Annotated in this window: 16 protein-coding genes; all 16 read left to right on the top strand. The window is 46.4% G+C overall.

From position 1 onward, the window contains the following. Positions 1–8: 8 nt before the first annotated feature. The 16 genes from era to AC4OGX_RS07655 all read left to right on the top strand — a co-directional run bounded on the left by era (position 9) and on the right by AC4OGX_RS07655 (position 21,553). Complete coding sequence (gene era, locus AC4OGX_RS07730; protein ID WP_493329583.1) at positions 9–905, top strand: GTPase Era; 897 nt, start codon at positions 9–11, stop codon at positions 903–905. Between the two features lie 172 nt (positions 906–1,077). Then, positions 1,078–1,278, top strand: a complete 201-nt coding sequence (locus AC4OGX_RS07725) for a hypothetical protein (RefSeq protein ID WP_493329582.1) — start codon at positions 1,078–1,080, stop codon at positions 1,276–1,278. Beyond that, complete coding sequence (recO, locus tag AC4OGX_RS07720; protein ID WP_493329581.1) at positions 1,214–1,960, top strand: DNA repair protein RecO; 747 nt, start codon at positions 1,214–1,216, stop codon at positions 1,958–1,960. The genes AC4OGX_RS07725 and recO overlap by 65 nt, the downstream gene beginning before the upstream one ends. Positions 1,961–2,096: 136 nt before the next feature. Next, a complete protein-coding gene (locus AC4OGX_RS07715) occupies positions 2,097–3,488 on the top strand; it encodes a glycine--tRNA ligase (RefSeq protein WP_493329580.1) in 1,392 nt (463 codons plus the stop codon). Between the two features lie 89 nt (positions 3,489–3,577). Continuing rightward, positions 3,578–4,948: an aminopeptidase gene (locus tag AC4OGX_RS07710; protein WP_493329579.1), complete on the top strand. Its 1,371-nt coding sequence runs from the start codon at positions 3,578–3,580 to the stop codon at positions 4,946–4,948. 90 nt (positions 4,949–5,038) lie between these two features. Next, complete coding sequence (locus tag AC4OGX_RS07705; RefSeq protein ID WP_493329578.1) at positions 5,039–6,481, top strand: aminopeptidase; 1,443 nt, start codon at positions 5,039–5,041, stop codon at positions 6,479–6,481. Positions 6,482–6,778: 297 nt separating this feature from the next. Continuing rightward, positions 6,779–9,409 carry a pyruvate, phosphate dikinase gene (ppdK, locus tag AC4OGX_RS07700; RefSeq protein WP_493329577.1) on the top strand — a complete coding sequence of 877 codons (2,631 nt, stop codon included), beginning with the start codon at positions 6,779–6,781 and terminating at the stop codon, positions 9,407–9,409. 458 nt (positions 9,410–9,867) lie between these two features. After that, positions 9,868–11,748 (top strand): thiamine pyrophosphate-dependent enzyme, encoded by a 1,881-nt coding sequence (locus AC4OGX_RS07695; RefSeq protein WP_493329576.1) that lies wholly within the window; start codon positions 9,868–9,870, stop codon positions 11,746–11,748. Positions 11,749–11,854: 106 nt separating this feature from the next. Then, positions 11,855–12,961 (top strand): zinc-dependent alcohol dehydrogenase, encoded by a 1,107-nt coding sequence (locus AC4OGX_RS07690; RefSeq protein ID WP_493329574.1) that lies wholly within the window; start codon positions 11,855–11,857, stop codon positions 12,959–12,961. An 86-nt stretch (positions 12,962–13,047) separates the two neighbouring features. Continuing rightward, positions 13,048–13,929, top strand: a complete 882-nt coding sequence (locus AC4OGX_RS07685; protein WP_493329573.1) for an FAD binding domain-containing protein — start codon at positions 13,048–13,050, stop codon at positions 13,927–13,929. A 46-nt stretch (positions 13,930–13,975) separates the two neighbouring features. Then, positions 13,976–16,861, top strand: a complete 2,886-nt coding sequence (locus AC4OGX_RS07680) for a molybdopterin-dependent oxidoreductase (protein ID WP_493329572.1) — start codon at positions 13,976–13,978, stop codon at positions 16,859–16,861. Positions 16,862–16,887: 26 nt separating this feature from the next. Beyond that, positions 16,888–18,372 (top strand): SLC13 family permease, encoded by a 1,485-nt coding sequence (locus AC4OGX_RS07675; protein ID WP_493329570.1) that lies wholly within the window; start codon positions 16,888–16,890, stop codon positions 18,370–18,372. Positions 18,373–18,437: 65 nt separating this feature from the next. Further along, positions 18,438–19,067: an RpiB/LacA/LacB family sugar-phosphate isomerase gene (locus AC4OGX_RS07670; protein ID WP_493329569.1), complete on the top strand. Its 630-nt coding sequence runs from the start codon at positions 18,438–18,440 to the stop codon at positions 19,065–19,067. A 12-nt stretch (positions 19,068–19,079) separates the two neighbouring features. Then, complete coding sequence (locus AC4OGX_RS07665) at positions 19,080–19,838, top strand: IclR family transcriptional regulator (RefSeq protein WP_493329568.1); 759 nt, start codon at positions 19,080–19,082, stop codon at positions 19,836–19,838. Between the two features lie 84 nt (positions 19,839–19,922). Further along, positions 19,923–20,696, top strand: a complete 774-nt coding sequence (locus AC4OGX_RS07660; protein WP_493329567.1) for an SDR family oxidoreductase — start codon at positions 19,923–19,925, stop codon at positions 20,694–20,696. Positions 20,697–20,845: 149 nt separating this feature from the next. Then, positions 20,846–21,553 (top strand): FadR/GntR family transcriptional regulator, encoded by a 708-nt coding sequence (locus tag AC4OGX_RS07655; RefSeq protein WP_493329566.1) that lies wholly within the window; start codon positions 20,846–20,848, stop codon positions 21,551–21,553. Positions 21,554–21,581: the final 28 nt, after the last annotated feature.

Raw genomic sequence — 21,581 nt, 5'->3', positions numbered from 1 at the left:
GAGAATGTATGAACGAAAATTACAAGTCAGGTTTTGTGACCTTGATCGGACGGCCCAATGTGGGGAAGTCCACACTGATGAATCAGCTGATCGGGCAGAAGATCGCTATTACATCGAATAAACCACAGACCACCCGTAACCGGATCCAGACGGTTCTGACCACCGAGGAGGGTCAGATCGTCTTTGTGGATACACCGGGGATCCATAAGGCGAAGAACAAACTGGGTGAATATATGGTGAATGTGGCGGAGAAGACGTTAAATGAGGTCGATGTGGTGCTGTGGCTCGTGGAGCCGACGGATTTTATCGGTGCAGGCGAGCAGCACATCATTGAGAAACTGAAAAATGTCAGGACTCCGGTTATCCTTGTGATTAACAAGATCGATATGGTCAAGAGAGATGAGATTTTAAAATTTATCGATGTCTACCGCAAGGAATATGATTTTGCGGAAATTGTTCCGGTTTCGGCAAGAAACGGGGATAATACGGATGAGCTGGTCAAAGTGATTATGCAGTATCTTCCATACGGACCGCAGTTTTATGATGAGGACACCGTGACGGACCAGCCGGAGAGGCAGATCGTGGCGGAGCTGATCCGGGAAAAGGCGCTCCACTGTCTGCAGGAAGAGATTCCCCATGGAATCGCGGTCGCGATCGACAGCATGAAAATGCAGAAAAAAGTGATGCATATTGATGCGACGATCATCTGTGAGCGTGATTCCCACAAGGGGATCATCATCGGAAAACAGGGCAGTATGCTGAAAAAGATCGGCAGCACAGCCCGGTTTGAGATCGAACGTATGCTGGACTGCAGGGTGAATTTAAAGCTTTGGGTGAAAGTGCAGAAGAACTGGAGAGACAGTGATTTTCTGATGAAGAATTTCGGATACCGTGAGGAAGAATAAAGGGCCGGAATTTGTCCGGGCTTTCCGGACTAAATTTTAGATTGTCAAGGCATTTGGCTTAAAAAGTGCTGGCAGATTTTACGTGGTATACTGTACGGCCATATCGGAGAACCTAATCGTATAACATAAGAAGGATAAAATCTTGAAATGCATTTAACGAAGAGGTGATCGGATGGAGAAGGAATACTGGCAGCAGTTTATAGCCACCGGGAAAGTGGAAGACTATTTGAATTATAAGATGGAAAGCAGCAGTGAAGCAGTGTCCGGCAGGATGACCGGAGATGAGAAGGAAAGAAGTATCGGGGTAAATGAGCGTGAATCAGATTGTACTGACGGGAATGGTACTGTCTACGGCTCCGGTTGGAGAGTATGACAGAAGAGTCGTGATTTTGACAAAAGAACAGGGAAAGATTGCCGCATTTGCCAAAGGGTCCAGACGGCCGAACAGCCCTTTAGTCGGTGCGGTCAATCCATTTTCTTTCGGTGAATTCACCATGTATGAGGGAAGGACTTCCTATACAATACAGTCCGCCAATATCACCAATTATTTTTCGGAGCTTCGAAATGACATGATCGGTGCATATTATGGTTTCTATTTTCTTGAGTTTGCCAATTATTATGCAAAAGAATTTAACGATGAGCGGGAAATGCTGAAGCTTTTATACCAGACCTTAAGGGCGCTGTCGAATCCGCATATTCCGAACCAACTCATCCGTTACATATTTGAGCTTCGCGCATACGTGATCAACGGGGAAGGGCCGCAGGTCTTTCAGTGTGTCGTCTGCGGCAGTAAGGACCGGCCGGCTGTATTCAGTGTAAGTAAGGGCGGCCTTGTGTGCAGCGATTGCGGCGGGGATGTCATCGACGGAATGCGTCTGGAACAGTCAACTTTGTATAGCATGCAATATATAGAGACCAGTCCGATCGAGAAGCTCTATACTTTTAACGTGAAGGATGAGGTGCTGGGGCAGCTTGCAAAGGTGCTGGACCGGTATCGGGACGTGTATGTGGATAAGAGATTTAAGTCACTGGAGATATTGGAAACATTGTTGTAAATTTGGGTTATACGACTGAATTGTTAGATCATGTTAGATAATCTTTGCCAGGAATGTTCAAATAGCTTGAAAAATTAGGAATTAGCCCTTATAATAGGTAGAAATCGAGATGAAAAAGAATGTGAGGAGCAGTATTATGGTAGAAAAAACAATGGAAAAAATTGTAGCTCTTGCGAAAACGAGGGGATTTGTGTACCCGGGATCTGAAATTTACGGTGGATTAGCCAACACCTGGGATTACGGTAATCTTGGTGTGGAGCTGAAGAATAACGTAAAGAGAGCATGGTGGCAGAAGTTTATTCAGGAGTCTCCATATAATGTAGGTGTTGACTGTGCGATCCTGATGAATCCACAGACATGGGTGGCATCCGGACATCTTGGCGGATTCTCTGATCCTTTGATGGACTGCCGTGAGTGTCACGAGCGTTTCCGTGCGGATAAGCTGATCGAGGACTACTGTGCGGACAATGGAATCGCAATAGAAGGTGCAGTCGATGCGTGGTCACAGGAGAAGATGACTTCCTTTATCGAGGAACATCAGATCAAGTGTCCGTCCTGCGGTAAGCACAACTTTACAGATATCCGTCAGTTCAACCTGATGTTCAAGACATTCCAGGGAGTTACCGAGGATGCAAAGAATACGGTTTATTTAAGACCGGAGACAGCACAGGGAATCTTCGTAAACTTTAAGAATGTACAGAGAACCTCCAGAAAGAAGATCCCGTTTGGTATCGGACAGATCGGTAAGTCTTTCAGAAACGAGATCACACCGGGGAACTTTACTTTCCGTACAAGAGAGTTTGAGCAGATGGAATTAGAGTTCTTCTGTGAGCCTGGAACTGACCTGGAGTGGTTTGCATACTGGAAGCAGTTCTGCCTTGACTGGCTGCACTCTCTTGGCATGAAGGATGAAGAGATCAGATACCGTGACCATGATAAAGAGGAGCTTTCCTTCTATAGTAAAGCTACAACAGACGTAGAATTCTTATTCCCATTTGGATGGGGCGAGCTGTGGGGTATCGCAGACAGAACAGATTATGACCTGACACAGCATCAGGAAGTATCCAAGCAGGATATGTCCTACTTTGATGACGAGAAGAAGGAGAAATACATTCCATATGTAATCGAGCCATCTCTTGGGGCTGACCGTATGGTACTTGCATTCCTCTGCAGTGCATATGATGAAGAAGAGCTGGAAGGCGGAGATATGCGTACAGTTCTTCACTTCCATCCGGCACTTGCACCTGTAAAGATCGGTGTGCTTCCATTATCTAAGAAGCTCAATGAAGGTGCTGAAAAGGTGTATGCAGAATTGTCTAAGCTGTACAATTGTGAATTCGATGACCGTGGAAATATCGGAAAACGCTACCGCCGCCAGGATGAGATCGGTACACCATTCTGTGTGACATACGATTTTGATTCCGAGGAAGACGGAGCCGTAACAGTACGTGACAGAGATTCCATGGAACAGGAAAGAGTAAAGATCGAAGATCTGAAAGCTTACTTTGAGGAGAAGTTCAGATTTTAATTCATGAGTAGGGACGTAATCTTTTATAAGGCTACGTCCCTAACTGACTTCATGAGAAAAAATGATAAAAATGACATAAGCAGGAGGCTGTGATGAGTAAGAATTTATGGGAAGTATATACAGAGGAACAATTGACAGAGCTGGAATCGCTTACATCTGATTACAAGAAGTTCCTTGATGCCGGTAAGACAGAAAGAGAGTGTGTCACCGAGGTGATCCGTCAGGCGAAGGCGGCGGGGTACATAGATCTTGCGGAGGCAGGAGAATTAAAAGCAGGGGATAAAGTATATGCAGCCTGGATGGGAAAATCCATCGCTCTATTCAATATCGGGGAGATGCCTTTGGAAAAGGGAATGAACATTCTTGGCGCGCATGTGGATTCACCGCGCATGGATTTAAAGCAGAACCCACTGTATGAAGAGAGCGGGTTTGCTTACTTTGATACCCATTATTACGGCGGGATCAAGAAGTATCAGTGGGTTACCATTCCACTGGCGATCCACGGTGTTGTGGTCAAAAAGGATGGAACGAAGATTGATGTTGTGATCGGAGAGAAAGAGGACGATCCGGTATTTGTAGTGACAGATCTGTTGATCCACCTGTCCGGAAAGCAGATGGAGAAGAATGCTGCTCTGGTCGTGGAGGGGGAAAACCTGGATATTCTGATTGGCAGCAAACCTCTGATTGGAGAAGAAAAGGATGCAGCGGCAGCGCAGATATTAGCGATCCTGAAAGATGCATATGAGATCGAGAAAGAGGATCTGATGTCAGCGGAATTGGAGATCGTTCCTGCGGGAAGGGCAAGAGACTGTGGAATCGACCGCAGTATGATTATGTCATATGGACAGGATGACCGTGTCTGTGCTTACACTTCTCTGGCAGCGATGCTGAAAATGGACCGGGTTGAGCGTACTTCCTGCTGTATCCTGGTGGATAAGGAGGAGATCGGCAGCGTCGGAGCTACCGGGATGCACTCCCGTTTCTTTGAAAATGCAGTCGCAGACCTGATGGATAAGCTGGGAGGATTTTCTGAATTAAAGCTGCGTCACGCAATGGCAAATTCCACGATGATTTCATCAGATGTGGGAGCAGCGTTTGATCCCATGTATGCGGATGCGTATGACAAGAAGTCTTCCTCCTTCTTCGGAAAAGGTCTTGTGATCAAAAAACATACAGGATCCAGGGGAAAGAGCGGATCCAACGATGCCAATGCAGAGTATATTGCAAAGCTGAGAAAGGTATTCGACGAGAATCAGGTGGCCTTCCAGATGACGGAGATGGGAAAGATCGACGTCGGCGGAGGCGGCACGATCGCCTATATCCTGGCACAGTTTGGGATGGAGGTCATCGACGGCGGCGTGGCGGTATTGTGCATGCACGCGCCATGGGAGATTTCCAGCAAGGCAGATGTGTATGAGGCATACCGTGCATATTGCGCCTTTTTGAAGGATATGCGTTAAAGCAAATTTGTATGATGTCTGTTTCTGATGCATATTTTTTCCAGGATCATCCATACTATCACTGATAGAAGGTTCAAAGGAGCGATGATCATGAAGAGAAGAAATGCATGGAATGAATATAGTCAGGATGAGAGGAAACGGGCAGAAGAAATCTGCCACGCGTACTGTCATTTCCTGGACTGCAGCAAAACAGAACGGGAATGTGCCCAGGCCGCAGTCAAACTGGCCCGGGCCCAGGGGTACCGGGATCTAAAGACGATCAGAGAAGCAAAAGAAACCCTAAAACCGGGGGATAAGGTGTATGCATGCCACATGGAGAAATCCGTGGTCTTATTCCAGATCGGCGCAGAGCCGCTGGAAAGAGGACTGAATATACTGGGTGCGCACACCGATTCACCGCGAATCGATGTGAAGCAGGTTCCTCTATACGAGGAGTGCGGAAATGCTTACCTGGATACACATTATTACGGCGGCGTAAAGAAATATCAGTGGATGGCACTGCCGCTGGCGATTCATGGTGTAGTCATCCGCAAAGACGGGACGAAGGTGGAGATCAAGATCGGGGAAAAAGAGAAGGATCCGGTCTTTGTCATTACAGATCTTCTGCCCCATCTGGGAAAAGAACAGAACGAGAAAAAGGTGAAGGATTTTATCGACGCAGAGAAGATGGATCTTCTGATCGGAAATCTCCCGATAGAAAAGGGCAGTGAGAAACGTGCGCTGGGAAAGAATCACCTGGAAATCTTAGATGAAGAAGAAACAGCCAAGGAAGATGAGCTTGTGAAAAGGTCGGTCTTAAGGATCCTGCGGGAACAGTATCATATCCGGGAAGAAGACTTTATTTCGGCTGAGCTGGAGATCGTGCCGGCGGGGAAGGCCAGAGATTTAGGATTTGACAGGAGCATGATCCTGGCGTACGGGCAGGATGACAGAAGCTGTGCATTCACTTCTCTTCTGGCGCTGCTGGAGCTGAAAGTATCGAGACGGACCTCCTGCTGTATCCTGGTTGACAAAGAGGAGATTGGGAGTACCGGAGCAACGGGGATGCGTTCTCATTTTTTTGAAAATACGCTTGCCGAGGTGATGGAGCTGTGCGGCGATTATACAGAGCTGAAGCTGCGCAGGGCACTGTCCAATTCGAAGATGCTTTCCTCAGATGTCAGCGCGGCTTACGATCCGAAGTTCGCGGAATATTATGAAAAGAAGAACTCGGCATATCTTGCAAATGGACTGGTATTCAACAAATATTCCGGCAGCGGGGGTAAGTCGGGCGGAAATGACGCCAACCCGGAGTTTATCGCAGAGTTAAGAAGGATCATGGAAATGCATCATGTCGTGACGCAGACAGCAGAGCTTGGAGCGGTCGACAGAGGGGGCGGCGGAACGATCGCCTACCTGATGGCGGACTACGGGATGGAAGTGATCGACTGCGGGATCGCAGTGCTGAGTATGCATGCACCGTGGGAGGTATCCAGCAAGGCTGATATCTATGAGGCACTGAAAGGATATCTGGCCTTTTTGAAAGAGGCATAGAGTCACACGGCAGGTGGACGAAAAAACAAGGATCTGTAAAATGTAGAAAACGGGCAGACTTCCATGCATAAGGGAGTTTGCCCAGTTTTTTATGATTATGGGAAGGAAAATTGTGAATAATTCCAAAACAAAAATCAACACTTGTCAGAAACGGGTATTTTAGACAAAAAAGACCCCGAAAGATTGGTCAAAATTACGGACAAAATGCTTGACGAGCCAAAATAAAACCATTAAAATATTATATGCGACTTAGTGCAACATTATTTGTAAAAAATATTTTTAGGAGGTCATTAAGACATGGCAAAATGGGTTTATATGTTTACAGAAGGTAACGCAACCATGAGAAACCTGCTTGGTGGTAAAGGTGCTAACCTTGCTGAGATGACAAACTTGGGTCTTCCAGTACCACAGGGATTCACGATTACAACAGAAGCTTGTACTCAGTACTATGAGGATGGCAGAAAGATCAATGACGAGATCATGGATCAGATCATGGATGCCATCACAAAGATGGAAGAAGTTACTGGAAAGAAATTTGGAGATAAAGAGAATCCGCTTCTTGTTTCCGTTCGTTCTGGAGCAAGAGCTTCAATGCCAGGTATGATGGATACCATCCTGAACCTTGGTTTAAATGAAGAAGTAGTTGAAGTATTAGCTGCTAAATCCGGCAACCCACGCTGGGCTTGGGACTGCTACAGAAGATTCATCCAGATGTACTCTGACGTAGTTATGGAAGTCGGCAAGAAGTACTTCGAAGAACTCATCGACAAGATGAAAGAAGAAAAAGGCGTTACACAGGACGTTGACCTGACAGCAGAAGACTTACATGTACTGGCTGAGCAGTTCAAGGCTGAATACAAAGAGAAGATCGGGGAAGACTTCCCGGTTGATCCGAAGGAACAGTTAATGGGAGCTATCAAGGCTGTATTCCGTTCATGGGACAACCCGAGAGCGAACGTATACCGTCGTGACAACGATATCCCATATTCATGGGGAACCGCTGTTAACGTACAGATGATGGCATTCGGTAACATGGGTGAGACATCCGGTACAGGTGTTGCATTTACACGTGACCCTGCTACAGGTGAGAAGAAGCTCATGGGAGAATTCCTGATGAATGCTCAGGGAGAAGACGTTGTTGCCGGTGTTCGTACACCACAGAAGATCTCTCAGTTACAGGAAGTAATGCCGGAAGTTTACAATCAGTTCGTAGCAATCTGTGATAAACTGGAAGATCATTACAGAGACATGCAGGACATGGAGTTTACGATCGAAGATAAGAAGCTGTACATGCTTCAGACACGTAACGGTAAGAGAACAGCTCAGGCTGCCCTTAAGATCGCTTGTGACTTAGTAGACGAAGGAATGATCACAGAAGAAAAAGCTGTTGCAATGATCGATCCTAGAAACTTAGATACACTGCTTCACCCACAGTTTGACGCTGCTGCTTTAAAGGCTGCTGTACCAGTTGGCAAGGCACTTGGTGCATCTCCAGGAGCTGCATGTGGTAAGATCGTCTTCACAGCTGACGATGCAAAAGAGTGGGCTGCAAGAGGAGAGAAGGTCGTACTTGTACGTCTTGAGACATCTCCGGAAGATATCGAAGGTATGAAGGCTGCTCAGGGTATCCTGACAGTACGTGGTGGTATGACATCTCACGCTGCCGTTGTTGCACGTGGTATGGGTACATGCTGTGTATCCGGATGCGGCGACATCGCTATGGACGAAGCTAACAAGAAATTTACACTTGCTGGAAAAGAATATCATGAAGGAGATGCAATCTCTCTGGATGGTTCTACAGGTAACATCTATGACGGACTGATCCCGACAGTTGATGCAACGATCGCCGGAGAGTTCGGAAGAATCATGGGATGGGCTGACAAGTACAGAACAATGAAGGTTCGTACAAACGCTGATACACCTGCAGATGCTAAGAAGGCTCGTGAGCTTGGTGCAGAAGGTATCGGTCTTTGCCGTACAGAGCATATGTTCTTCGAAGGAGACAGAATTGCTGCATTCCGTGAGATGATCTGCTCTGATTCAGTAGAAGAAAGAGAAGCAGCACTTGAGAAGATCCTTCCGGTACAGCAGGGAGACTTCGAAGGACTGTTTGAGGCACTGGAAGGAAATCCGGTAACCATCCGTTTCTTAGACCCACCGCTTCATGAGTTCGTTCCTACAGAGGAAGAAGACATTAAGAAACTGGCTGACGCTCAGGGCAAGACAGTAGAAGAGATCAAGACGATCATCGATTCTCTGCATGAGTTCAACCCAATGATGGGACACCGTGGATGCCGTCTGGCAGTGACATATCCAGAGATCGCTAAGATGCAGACAAAGGCTGTGATCCGTGCAGCGATCAACGTACAGAAGGCACACGCTGACTGGAAGGTTTGCCCGGAGATCATGATCCCATTGGTTGGAGATATCAAAGAGTTAAAATATGTGAAGAAAGTTGTTGTTGAGACAGCAGACGCTGAGATCGCAGCAGCAGGAAGCGACTTAAAGTACGAAGTTGGTACAATGATCGAGATCCCAAGAGCTGCTCTTACAGCTGATGAGATCGCGAAAGAAGCTGACTTCTTCTGCTTCGGAACAAATGACTTAACACAGATGACATACGGATTCTCCCGTGACGATGCTGGTAAGTTCTTAGATGCATACTATGACGCTAAGATCTTCGAGAATGACCCATTTGCAAAACTGGATCAGACAGGTGTCGGCAAATTAATGGAAATGTCCATTAAATTAGGAAAACCGGTTAATCCGAACCTTCACATCGGAATCTGTGGAGAGCACGGCGGAGATCCAAGTTCTGTAGAATTCTGCAACACACTTGGACTGGATTATGTATCCTGCTCACCATTCCGTGTACCAATTGCAAGGCTCGCTGCTGCGCAGGCTGCAATTGCCAAGAAGAATGCATAATTGAATCCAAAAGGCGTATCACTATCATGGTGATGCGCCTTTTTCTTTGAACATATTTCTATAGCTTATCCTTTTGTTTTGTAATAATAATCTCTAAGTTTATCCCTTTACTCCCTATTTACGTTGAGTATTTATAAGAAACCATCTCTTTCATTTCATATGTAAAATTCTCATGAAACAGTGCTTGCATAGAGAATGAAATGCTAATTATGCACAAAAAATATGTAATATAATTGTCGAAAATGACAAAAATGGACGAAGTTGCATAATGCGCAATGACCCCTTTGATTGTGTTTTGTGACACAGTTGCATTGTGATATAATCAGATTCAGAAAGAAATAGTTTTGATTTTACTATATATGAAAAGAGAGGTGAAAACAAACGAAAGAAAACGAATGAAAAGGACCCGTCGTTAATGCAAAATGAAGAAGAAATAAAACATGTATTGAGGAATAATTATGAGCGAAATGATTGAACAGAGAAGAAAGCGTGCTAAGGAGATCAGAACCTATGGCACAATTCGAAAGGCTGTAGAAGCAGGCAGCCTGGACCAGTTTCAAGACATCAGCCTCAGTGAGGCAGTCGTTTTAGGCCTGATAAATCAGGGGGTGAAAACCTTTGTAGGAATTTTTGGCCATGGAATGACAGATGTCGGAGAAGTGCTGCGTATCTATGAAGAAGAAAAAGCTGTTAAGACAGTGAATGTCAGAAACGAAGTGGAGGCGTCCCATGTGGCGTCAATGCTCAGATGGAAATATGGTGAAGTTTCGGCAGTATTTACATCCATCGGCCCGGGGGCTTTGCAGGCAGCCGCAGGATCTTTAGTTGCACTGGCCAATGGACTTGGGGTTTATTACCTGATGGGAGATGAAACCAGCCATAGTGAAGGTCCTAACATGCAGCAGATTCCAAGAAGGGAACAGGAATTGTTTCTCAGGTTTTTGTCAACACTGGGACCGGCATACTCACTGCATACTCCCGAAGCGGTGTTTACGGCGCTGAAAAGGGGGGATGCTGCGGTGAATGGAAAGACAAAGCATTCTCCATTTTATATGCTGCTCCCCATGAATATCCAGCCTAAGGTCATGGAAAGCTGCAATCTGCTTGAGTTCCCGGAGAAATCAGTGGAATCAAGAGTCATTAGTACAGATATGGAGCTTTTCCATGCTGCAGTGGAGGCTGTCTGCAGTTCATCCAGAATTACCGTGAAAGTCGGAGGCGGAGCCGCGGATGTTCCGGCAGAAGTCTTGGAGGAATTTTTAGAGCTTACGGATGCGGTTTATGTACACGGACCACAGGTTCCCGGCCTTTATCCATATTCAAAAGAGCGCAATATGGGTGTTGGCGGATCAAAAGGTTCCATCTGCGGAAATTACGCGATGAACGAATGTGACTTAGCAATCGTTATTGGTGCAAGAGGAGTCTGCCAGTGGGACAGCTCGGGGACAGCCTACAGAAAGGCTAAAAAGATGATCAATATCAATTGTGAATACGAGGATCTGGCTCAGTATAACAACTCCGTGCGCATCCAGGGAGATGCAAAGGAAGTACTTTTAAAATTGACCGGCTTACTGAAAAACGTCAAAGATAAGGCATCTGATCCTGAATGGTTAAAAGAGTGCATGGCTAAGCGCGTTGAGTGGGAGGCATATAAGCAGTTAAGATATGAGCACCCTGTTCTGCTGGATGAAAAGCGGGGGAAACCGATTCTCACAGAACCGGCTGCGATCAAAAAAGCAGTAGATTTTGCAGACCTGCATGACTGCATTAAGATATTTGATGCAGGCGATGTCCAGGCAAATGGATTCCAGATCGTGACTGATGAGAGAAGAGGACAGACGATATCGGACACCGGATCGTCTTATATGGGCTTTGCTGTATCCTCCATGCTTGCATTTGCGCTGGCAGGAGGGAAGGATTATCCCATGGCCTTTACCGGTGACGGCAGCTTTATGATGAATCCGCAGATATTGATCGATGCAGTTGAACATGGACTGAAAGGTATGATCGTATTGTTTGATAACCGGCGGATGGGGGCGATTACGAGTCTTCAGCACTCTCAATATGATGTGGAGTATAAGACGGATGATACAGTCGCAGTAGATTATGTACAAATGGCAGAGGCTGTAAAAGGGGTGAAGGGCTTCTATGGCGGTGAAACGATAGAAGAGCTGGAAAAGGCATTGAATCAGGCCTATGAGTATCATGGATTGTCCCTGGTACATGTTCCCGTATATTATGGCAGAGATGAGCTGTCCGGCCTTGGCTCTTTTGGAGACTGGAATGTCGGAAATTGGTGCGACCGGGTTCAAAAACTCAAGCACACCATCGGATTTTAATCCCACCGGGGAAGTAGAAAAGTAAAGTGGATTTTTGAATATCAGCCCTGATAACAGCAGGCAGAAGCATATAAAAAGCGAGATAAATTAAAGGAGGATATATACTATGAATTACGAAATTCCAGAAAAAATGAAAGCATGGGTCCTGGGAGATCCGGGAGAACTGACGTTGGAAGAGAAACCGGTTCCGCAGCCGAAAAAATCAGAGGTGCTTGTTCGGATCGATGCTGTAGCGATCTGTGCAACGGATCTGGAGATCATCGAGAACGGACCTCCGGCTCTGATCCAGGGGGGGCTGCCTTTCAATAAGGGCTTTACACCGGGTCATGAATATATGGGTACCGTAGTGAAGCTGGGGCCTGGGGTTGACGAGTATAAAGTAGGGGATAGAGTGGCAGTGGAGATCCATGCCGGATGCTCCAGCTGTGAGCGCTGCCGTGAAGGAATGTACACCTCATGTCTGAACTATGGTAAAAACTATGAAGGCAATGACAAAGGGCACAGAGCCAATGGCTTTACAACAGACGGAGGATTTGCTGAGTATGCGATCAACAATGTAAATACTTTGTGCCATGTGGGAGATAACGTTACGGATGAAGAAGCAACACTGATCGTAACTGCCGGTACTGCAATGTATGGCCTGGATACGCTTGGCGGCCTGATCGCAGGGCAGTCCGTAGTTGTAACCGGACCGGGGCCGATCGGCCTGATGGCAGTTGCAGTGGCGAAGTCATTGGGGGCAAACCCTGTAATCTTGACCGGTACGAGAGATAACAGATTGGAGCTTGGTAAAAAACTAGGTGCAGACTACACCATAAATGTCAGAAAAGAAAATGCAGTTGATGCAGTAAAGCAGATCACAAATGGCGAAGGCGTCCATTATGTCATGGAATGTTCCGGTGCGCCCAATGCGGTCAACGAGGCTGCCAGTATGGTGAAGAGAGGCGGCAGGATCTGCCTGGCAGCTTTCCCGTCTAAGCCTGTTGAGGTGGATGTTGCAGCGCTGGTACGGAATAACATCTCTCTTTTTGGCATCAGAGGTGAAGGAAGAAGCGCTGTGCACAGAGCAGCTTCACTGATCAGCGAAAAACGTTTTGACGCATCCCTGATCCATACTCATACATTTGCATTCTCAGAGCTGCTTACAGCCCTGAAATATTCAAAAGAAAGAATCGATGATGCAATCAAGGTTGTGGTAAAGATCCCGGAATAGGAAAACGATTTTAACCTCATCAAGGAAGTAGCAAAGCGGATTTTAAATATCCGCTTTGACTCAGTGCTTACTAGGAGAGTAATTGTATGCTTCAATATAAAAAATATTATATGCCGCGGTCAAAGGAAGAGCTTTTTAATCTGATGGAAAGCAATGCGCATTCTTTTGATATTATTTCCGGCGGGACAGACCTTTACGCAAAAGAAAGAACTCCATTCCATGGCATGGATGTTGTGATCGATATCAGCAGTATTGAAGAGTTTTCCGTTGTGGAATTAAAGGAGGATTCCATAACGATCGGGGCCAATACCAGGATCCAGCAATTTTTGGAGGAGCCTGGATTCATTGAAAACGTGCCCATCTTAAGGCACGCCGCCTGCTACTTTGCGGACCGGCAGATAAGGGAGATGGCAACGCTTGGCGGCAACCTCGCTAATGCGTCTCCCTGCGGGGATATGATCCCGCCTTTACTGGCGATGGATGCAATCCTTCATACGGTGATGAAAAGTGAGAATGGTATCTGTAAGAAAGAGAGTCTGATCATGGATCTCATAAAAGGAGTTGGCAGGACTTCTCTATCAGAAGGGGAAGTCATCGAATCCGTTTCATGTCCGATATTGAGAGAGTATGGATGTGCATTTAAGAAAGTTGGACTAAGACGTTCTTTATGTATTTCGACTGTGAATGCAGCCTTTTTAGTAGAAGCTGATAAAACAAAGAGGTATTTTGAGGATGTCAGGATCGCGTTTGGAGGAATTGCCCCGGTTCCTGTCAGATTAAAAGAGATTGAGGACCATCTAAAGGGCGGGCTTATTTCCAAAGAGATGATTCATAAAATGGCGGATTATATTCCCGATGATATCGTGAGATCCAGAAGCAGAAAAGAGTATCGGAGAACTGTGGTCAGAAACTTTTTACTGACAGGCCTTTATGAAGCACTTGCAGAAATTAATATTGTACTGAGGTAACCAAACAAAACAGACATAAAAATGAATCTTAAAGAAGTGAGAAATTATGGATCTAGAACTTGAAAAGATTGAACTGATAGTAAATGGGAAAAAGGTTTGCAGAAATGTTGCTCCATCTATGAGGCTTGCTGATTTTCTGAGGGAAGAGCTTCATCTGATCGGAACAAAAAAGGGATGTAATGCAGGAGAATGCGGGACTTGTTCTGTTTTGATCGATGGTGTTCTAAAAAAGAGCTGTCTGATACCTGTCATAAAGGTCAATCACTGTGAGATCGTAACGATAGAAGGCATTGGAAAGGATGGTTTAAATATAATCCAGAGGTGCTTCATAAAAGCCGGAGCTGTTCAATGTGGTTATTGTACACCGGGAATGATCATGGCTGCAACATCCATTTTAAAAAGAAACAGGCATCCGGATAAAGTTGAGATCAGAAAAGGCCTCGGCGGAAATATCTGCAGATGTACAGGTTACGCGAAGATCATAGAAGCGATAGAACTGGCCAGGGATATCTTAAACCATGAGAAAAGCGCCGATTGCTTAGAATCGGTCACACCTAAGACCGGTGAGACCATCGGTTCCTGTATAGAAAGGGTCGATGCCAGAGGAAAAGTGACGGGAGCGCTGGAATATGCAGCTGATATGACGATGCCCAGAATGCTTCATGTCCACCTTGTCAGAAGCAGGGAAGTCCATGCAGAGATCTTAAAGATTGATTATGAAAAGGCACTGGAGATGCCCGGAGTGGAAACTGTGATCACCAGCGAAGATGTACCCGGTGAAGATGGGTTTGGTGTTTACTATCATGATCAGCCTGTTTTGGCAAAGGGCAAAGTCCGTTTTTATGGAGAGCCGGTCGCGGCGATCGTTGCTGAGACCTTGGAAGAGGCAGAGGAAGCGGAAAAAGTGATTGAGATCACATACAAAAAGCTCCCGGCCATTTCTGGCATTGAAGAGGCAGCAGCCTGCAAAGCAGTCGTTCACGATGCTTATCCCGATAATGTGGTCTTTGCAGCGTCTGTGGTAAAGGGAGATGTTGAGAGTGGTTTTGGCAGCAGTGACATCATTATTGAACAGGAATATTCAACACAATGTGTGGATCATGCCTATCTGGAAACAGAGGCAGGCCTGGCGTACCTGGATCCTGATGGCGTCTTAGTAGTCAAATCATGCGATCAGGATATTACGCAGCACCGGATGCTGTTAGCAAAGATCCTGGGGATGCCGGTCAATAAGATCAGGGTCATCATGACTCCTGTCGGCGGCGGCTTTGGCGGCAAGGAGGACATGATCTATCAAGGGATTCTGGCCATCGCTGCGCTGAAAACAAAGCGTCCGGTAAAGCTGGTCTTTTCCAGACAGGATTCTATGATCGGAAGCAGTAAACGTCATCCTGTATTCATCCGGCATAAGATCGGACTGACGAAAGATGGCAGGATACAGGCAATTGAGGCCGAGATAAGATCCGATGGCGGAGCCTACTGTTTTTCTACCAAAGGCACGGTAGCGAAATCTGCGATTTTAGGGGCAGGGCCGTACGAGATAGAGAATGTCAAGGTGATTTCAAAGGGCTATTATACAAACAATACCCCTTCCGGAGCAATGAGGACCTTTGGAATCTTACAGCCGACCTTTGCGATCGAATCCACCATGGATATCTGTTCCGGGCATCTGGGGATCGATCCGATCGAACTGCGCATTATAAACGGAGTGAAGGATGGGTCACTCACACATACGCAGCAAGTGCTGGGGAGTGTAAGCTATTGCGAGACCTTGAAACAATGTGCCCGGCTTGCAGACTGGGAACCAGGCCCTTCCAATGTAAGGGGACAGGTGAGAAAGGATGTAAAGGGCAGTCAGATCGTACAGCCCTATATCCCGGGATATGAGTTTAAAGCTCCGGCTGCGCTTGAACTTTGCAGATCCAGGTTGAGATATGGCCGGGGTGTGGGAAGCGGATGGTACGGAATAGGGCGGTGTGCGACGGTTGATAAAGCGGGGGCATTTGTTGAAATTGACGATGGCGGTACTGCTATGGTATTGACCGGAGTTACGGAGATCGGTGAAGGAATCCTGACAGTCTTAACGCAGATCGCTGCCGATGAACTGGGAATGTATCCCCAGGATATCACGATTGGTGATAACGATACGGCAAGAGTGCCGGAAGCAGCTCATGCAGGTGCAAGCAGACAATCTTATATGATCGGCAATGCAGTCTTAAATGCCTGCCGGGATGTAAAGGCAAAATTTATAAGAGAGATCGCTGCCTATTGGAATGTAGATGCATCCTCGATCCGCATGAAAAACAGGAGGATCTTTGTAGAAGGGCATTCTCATTATGATCTTTCACTGACAGAGGCAGTGGATATCTGTAAAAAGGTGAGAGGGTATGTTCCGCTGGGTTCAGGCACTTATACCGCTCATCATGAGGCACTGGATCCTGTTAGCGGAAAAGGGAATCCGTGGCAGGCCTATGTATTTGGAAGCCAGATCGCGGAGGTCGCTGTGGATACATATACCGGAGAGGTGTATGTGCTTGGCATTTGGGCCTCACATGATGTTGGAAGAGCGGTCAACCCGCAGGGAATCGAAGGACAGATCGAGGGCGGTGCCGTGCAGAGCATGGGACAGGCCATCATGGAAAATTTTGAATTTTCCGGGGGTGTGCCTGTAAATAAGGATTTTGCAAAATATATCCTGCCAACAAGCGTGGATGTCCCTATGGTCCACACAAGCCTGGTGGAAGACCGGGATCCTTTTAGTCCGCTCGGTGCAAAAGGGATCGGTGAACCGGCTCCGCTGCCGACAACACCGGCGATCGTGAATGCGGTCTATGATGCTGTGGGAGTGCGCATCACGTCACTTCCGGCCACTCCCGAAAAGATTTTAAATGAGATGGAAAGGCAGGCCTCTTTGCATCTCACCGTCCCATAATACTTTGTAAATGGAGAAAATTGATTATGAATAGTACAAATAATGTATCTGGTAGATCAGGCGGTTTATCAGTAAATACAAAAAGATGGATTTATATCTGTATCAGTGTCGTCGTGTTGATACTCATTAAGAATATCAGCTTTCCGGCGTCCCTTACGACTATGAAAGATGCAACACTGACCGCGGAGGGGCAGAAAGCATTGGCTGTGTTGTTCTTTGCCCTCCTGCTTTGGATCACAGAGGCGATCCCGTTCCATTTTACCGGGCTGCTTGCAATGGCACTATTGGCATTGTTCGGCGTGGATTCCTTTGCCAATATTGTCAAGACCGGTTTCGGAAACATTAATGTTATCTTTTTTATTGGTGTATTTATTTTAAGTGCATTCATCAATAAATCAGGGCTGGGAAAGAGACTTGTTAACATATGCTTATCCATCACAGGAAATAGTACGAAATATATTATACTAGGTTTTTTGGTCGTAGGTGTTGTGTTATCCATGTGGATCTCCAATATGGCTGTCGCTGCAATGCTTATGCCGCTGGCTAAATCCCTTTTGGATGAAGAGGGTGTGAAACCACTGGAAAGCAATTTTGGTAAGGCGCTTCTTATTTCTGTTGCATGGGGAAGCTTGATCGGTGGCTTCGGAACTCCTGCAGGAAATGGACCGAATCCGCTGGCAATCGGATTTATGAAGGATATGGCAGGCATTGATGTTTCATTTTTAGACTGGATGAAATATGGCATCCCTATCTCCCTGGTACATATTCCTATCGCATGGGGGCTGCTGTTATTGGCATTTAAGCCGGAAATGAAGTATCTTAAAAAGACGAATGAAGAAATTAAAAATGAATTCAGACATCAGCCGAAGCTGTCGCGTGACGAGATCGTAACTTTGATCCTTTTTGTTGCAACCGTTGCATTGTGGGTATTTTCCTCTCAGATCTCAGGATTATTAGGGATCGATATTCCGATCGCCCTGCCGGTTATTTTAACTACGATGCTGTTTTTCTTCCCGGGAGTCAGTGAGACGAAATACAAGGCAATTGAAAAAGAGATGTCCTGGAGCAGTATTATTTTAGTACTTTCCGGAGTATCCATTGGAATGGTGCTCTACCAGACTGGAGTTGCTAACTGGATCGCCCTCGGTCTGCTGGGAAATGTAGGCGGATTAAGTCCGATCCTGATGATCTTTGTAGTTGTATTAAGCGTTTCACTGATGAATATAACCCTTTCCAGTGCTACCGTATCCGCAAGTATTGTGATCCCGATCATTATAGAGCTTTCTGTCAATGTAGGGATTCCGACACTGGCGATCGCATTCCCGGCAGCATTAGCATCTTCCTTAGCGTTTATTTTAATTACCTCTACTCCGACGAACGTAATTGCCTATTCAGCAGGTTATTTTTCCATCAAGGATTTTGCAAAGGCGGGGGTAATTATGTCTGTTGTTTCCTGTGTGATCGTGGCTGTAGTCATGTATGGTGTGGGGCTGCTGACCGGATTATATTAAGGGGCAGGAACGCTTAGAACAGAAGGAAGTATGCGGTTACATATAGTGAAAGGAGATACAAAAACATGAAGATCGCAGTGATCAATGAAGTAAGTGCTTCAAGCAGAAACGAGGATATTATCAACGCATTACAGCGGACTACGGATGCGAAGGTGCTGAATGTGGGAATGAAGAACCCACAGCAGATGCCGTCTTTAACCTACATCCACACCAGTTATATGGCGGCGGTCCTTCTGAACACAGGAAGCTGTGACTTTGTGATCGGCGGATGCGGTACAGGACAGGGCTTTATGAACGGGGTGCTGCAATTTCCGCAAGTTGTGTGTGGATTGATCGCAGAGCCGCTGGATGCCTGGCTTTTTTCACAGATAAACGGAGGGAATTGTGTGTCCTTACCACTGAATAAAGGATATGGATGGGCCGGCAATATCGGCTTGGAATATATATTTGAAAAGCTGTTTGCAGATCCGGCAGGGGCAGGGTATCCCAGGGAAAGAGCCTCAAGCCAGGCCCAGAGCCGGGAGATACTAAGCAGTATATCCAAAATCTCCCACAGAGATCTGATCCAGATCCTGAAAGCATCAGACCCGGAGATCTTAAAGGCCATCGCGGGGACTGAGGATTTTATGAAGGCTCTAGCGGATGGCGGCGAAAGAGCAGAGGCAGTATTTGAGCTGCTAAAGCAAAGTAAATAAGAGAGGTGTAAAATGGTACAGTCACTGGCAAGAGGAATCGAGATTTTATCAATTATTCATGAAAGAGGAAGTGCGACGATCGTAGAGGTGGCGGCTATTCTTGGTGTAGATAAAAGTACGGTTTCGCGCCTGATGGGAACTCTGATGAAGTACGATATGGTAAGTGTTGACCCGGTCAGTAAGAAGTACCGGCTGGGGTTTAGGCTGCTCTACCTAAGTGAAGGAGTCAAAAAGAATTTTAATGTTGCGATAGCGGCACGGCCTTATCTATATAAGATCTGTGACGAAACGAAGGAAAGTGTTCATCTGGCAGCAATGGGAAACCGTAAAATGTATATTGTGGATCAGGTCAGGAGTCAGAGGGAGTATAATCTTTCGGCACAGATCGGGATGATCGAGGCATGGCACTGTTCCGCTGTGGGGAAATGTGTGCTGGCATATAAACCTCAGTCATTTATCGAGGATATCTTTCAGGATTATGATTTTGAGCAGTATACACCAAATTCGATCACAAACTATCCGGAGCTGGAAAAAGAGTTGAAGAAGGTTCGGGAACAAGGCTATGCGCTGGATGATGAAGAACGTACTCTGGGGGTAAGATGCTTAGCGGTACCGGTTTTCAACTACAACGGGAATGTCAGCTGCTGTATAGGGATCTCGGCCCCGAAGGAACAGATCACACCGGCCACGATCAAGAAATATACGCTGTGCATGAAAAAATATGGCAGCCAGATCAGTAAAGAGCTGGGGTATGGACTGTATAGAAGCTAAGGCTAGATCGTAAAATAGAAAACAATACGGATGAAACAAAAATCGGTGACCGCAGCTTAGCGGTACCGCGAGAGGAATTTTTAGATGGGTAATTTTATAGAGAAATTTAGCTTAGAAGGGAAGAAAGCAATTGTTACAGGCGGGGCGAAGGGACTGTGTAATGGCATGGCACAGGCACTGCATGATGCCGGAGCCGAGATCGTTCTGCTGGATATTCTGGATATGGTGGATGAGTCAGCGAAAAAGATGGCACAAAATGGTCCGATGGTCCATGCAGTACAAGGAGATCTGTCAAAGACAGAAGAGCTGGAGGATATTTATCAGAAATGTCTGGATCAGCTTGGCGGCAGAGTAGATATCCTGCTCAATGGTGCGGGGATACAATTTCGGGCGCCGGCTGTTGAATTCCCTCATGACCGTTGGGAGAAGATCGTTGCCATTAACATGAATGCGGTATTTTATCTGTCGCAGTTAGCCGGTAAAACGATGCTGACACAGAAATATGGAAAGATCATCAACATCGCCTCAATGACGTCTTTCTTTGCCAGCGTACTGATCCCGGCATACAGTGCAAGTAAAGCCGGAGTGGCACAGATCACAAAGGCGCTGTCCAATGAATGGGCGGCCCAGGGTGTGAATGTAAATGCCATAGCGCCGGGGTACATGTCTACGGAGCTGACCGCGAATATGAAGGAAGTGAATCCGAAGCAGTATGAAGAGATCACCGGAAGGATTCCCATGGGACGCTGGGGAAATATGGAGGATCTGCAGGGCTTGACCGTCTTTTTGGCATCAGATGCATCGTCCTATATTTCAGGTGCGGTGATTCCGGTCGATGGCGGATTTATGGGGAAGTAACGGGAAACTTTCTGACTGGCAGTAAGTGCATCATTAGAAATAGTGATGCACTTATTTATTCCCTGCTTTTGGAGCCTTGAACATACTTGACGTACCTTGCGAATCCCGATATAATAAAAGAAAATATGGTCAGACCGGTAAGGAGCAATATGGGGTACAATAGAGAAACGGAAGGCAAAACATTGTTATATTCCAAGCTGTCAGATAGGATATACCAATACATCAAAGAAGAAGAATTAAAACCCGGGGACAGACTTCCCGGGGAGAGAACGCTGGCAGCAGAGTGGAAGGTCAGCCGCCCGACCTTAAGAGAGGCGATCCGGGAGCTGGAAAACCAGGGCGTTGTCCGTGTTGAAGTTGGGAAGGGGACTTTTGTCACGGATTATGTGGAAGGAAGACAGATGAGTATTCATCTTGCCGTGAAAAACTTTCTGGAACTTTTCGAGATCAAAACGGTCCTGGAGAGGTACAGCCTGGAGAATGCGATTCCGAAGATTTCGGAGGAAAAGTTAAAGGAGCTGGAGGATATGGCAGTGCAGATGGATGCCATAGCAGCCAGGGGCGTGATGCCCAAAGAGATGGATCATCAGTTCCACCGCAGTGTCATTGAAAGCTACGGCAATCAGGAAATGACGAATATGGTCTGCAATATGATCGAGATGTATGAGACCTTCGACCAAGAGCTGTATGGATATTTTGAGGAGACAGGCTTTGATTATTTTTCCATCCTGCTGAGCACATTCCCTTACCATCTTGAGATGGTGCGCTTTATGAAGGAGAGGAATGTAGAAGAGGCACTTAAAATGTACGATAAGATCGTGGCGCTTGACCTGGAGATCTATGGCCGGATCGAATAAAAAATGCTGTACTGCATGTCCGTGAGGA

The organism is Faecalicatena sp., assembly GCF_058819085.1.
This window is presented reverse-complemented; position numbering and strand designations above follow the sequence as displayed.

What these genes read in the sequence shown, in the direction of transcription:
- recO (WP_493329581.1), top strand. Translation starts at nt 1,214, where the DNA reads ATGAGCGTGAATCAGATTGTACTGACGGGAATGGTACTGTCTACGGCT.
- AC4OGX_RS07655 (WP_493329566.1), top strand. Translation starts at nt 20,846, where the DNA reads ATGGGGTACAATAGAGAAACGGAAGGCAAAACATTGTTATATTCCAAG.
- ppdK (WP_493329577.1), top strand. Translation starts at nt 6,779, where the DNA reads ATGGCAAAATGGGTTTATATGTTTACAGAAGGTAACGCAACCATGAGA.
- AC4OGX_RS07675 (WP_493329570.1), top strand. Translation starts at nt 16,888, where the DNA reads ATGAATAGTACAAATAATGTATCTGGTAGATCAGGCGGTTTATCAGTA.
- AC4OGX_RS07685 (WP_493329573.1), top strand. Translation starts at nt 13,048, where the DNA reads ATGCTTCAATATAAAAAATATTATATGCCGCGGTCAAAGGAAGAGCTT.
- AC4OGX_RS07705 (WP_493329578.1), top strand. Translation starts at nt 5,039, where the DNA reads ATGAAGAGAAGAAATGCATGGAATGAATATAGTCAGGATGAGAGGAAA.
- AC4OGX_RS07695 (WP_493329576.1), top strand. Translation starts at nt 9,868, where the DNA reads ATGAGCGAAATGATTGAACAGAGAAGAAAGCGTGCTAAGGAGATCAGA.
- AC4OGX_RS07665 (WP_493329568.1), top strand. Translation starts at nt 19,080, where the DNA reads ATGGTACAGTCACTGGCAAGAGGAATCGAGATTTTATCAATTATTCAT.
- AC4OGX_RS07680 (WP_493329572.1), top strand. Translation starts at nt 13,976, where the DNA reads ATGGATCTAGAACTTGAAAAGATTGAACTGATAGTAAATGGGAAAAAG.
- AC4OGX_RS07725 (WP_493329582.1), top strand. Translation starts at nt 1,078, where the DNA reads ATGGAGAAGGAATACTGGCAGCAGTTTATAGCCACCGGGAAAGTGGAA.
- era (WP_493329583.1), top strand. Translation starts at nt 9, where the DNA reads ATGAACGAAAATTACAAGTCAGGTTTTGTGACCTTGATCGGACGGCCC.
- AC4OGX_RS07660 (WP_493329567.1), top strand. Translation starts at nt 19,923, where the DNA reads ATGGGTAATTTTATAGAGAAATTTAGCTTAGAAGGGAAGAAAGCAATT.
- AC4OGX_RS07670 (WP_493329569.1), top strand. Translation starts at nt 18,438, where the DNA reads ATGAAGATCGCAGTGATCAATGAAGTAAGTGCTTCAAGCAGAAACGAG.
- AC4OGX_RS07690 (WP_493329574.1), top strand. Translation starts at nt 11,855, where the DNA reads ATGAATTACGAAATTCCAGAAAAAATGAAAGCATGGGTCCTGGGAGAT.
- AC4OGX_RS07715 (WP_493329580.1), top strand. Translation starts at nt 2,097, where the DNA reads ATGGTAGAAAAAACAATGGAAAAAATTGTAGCTCTTGCGAAAACGAGG.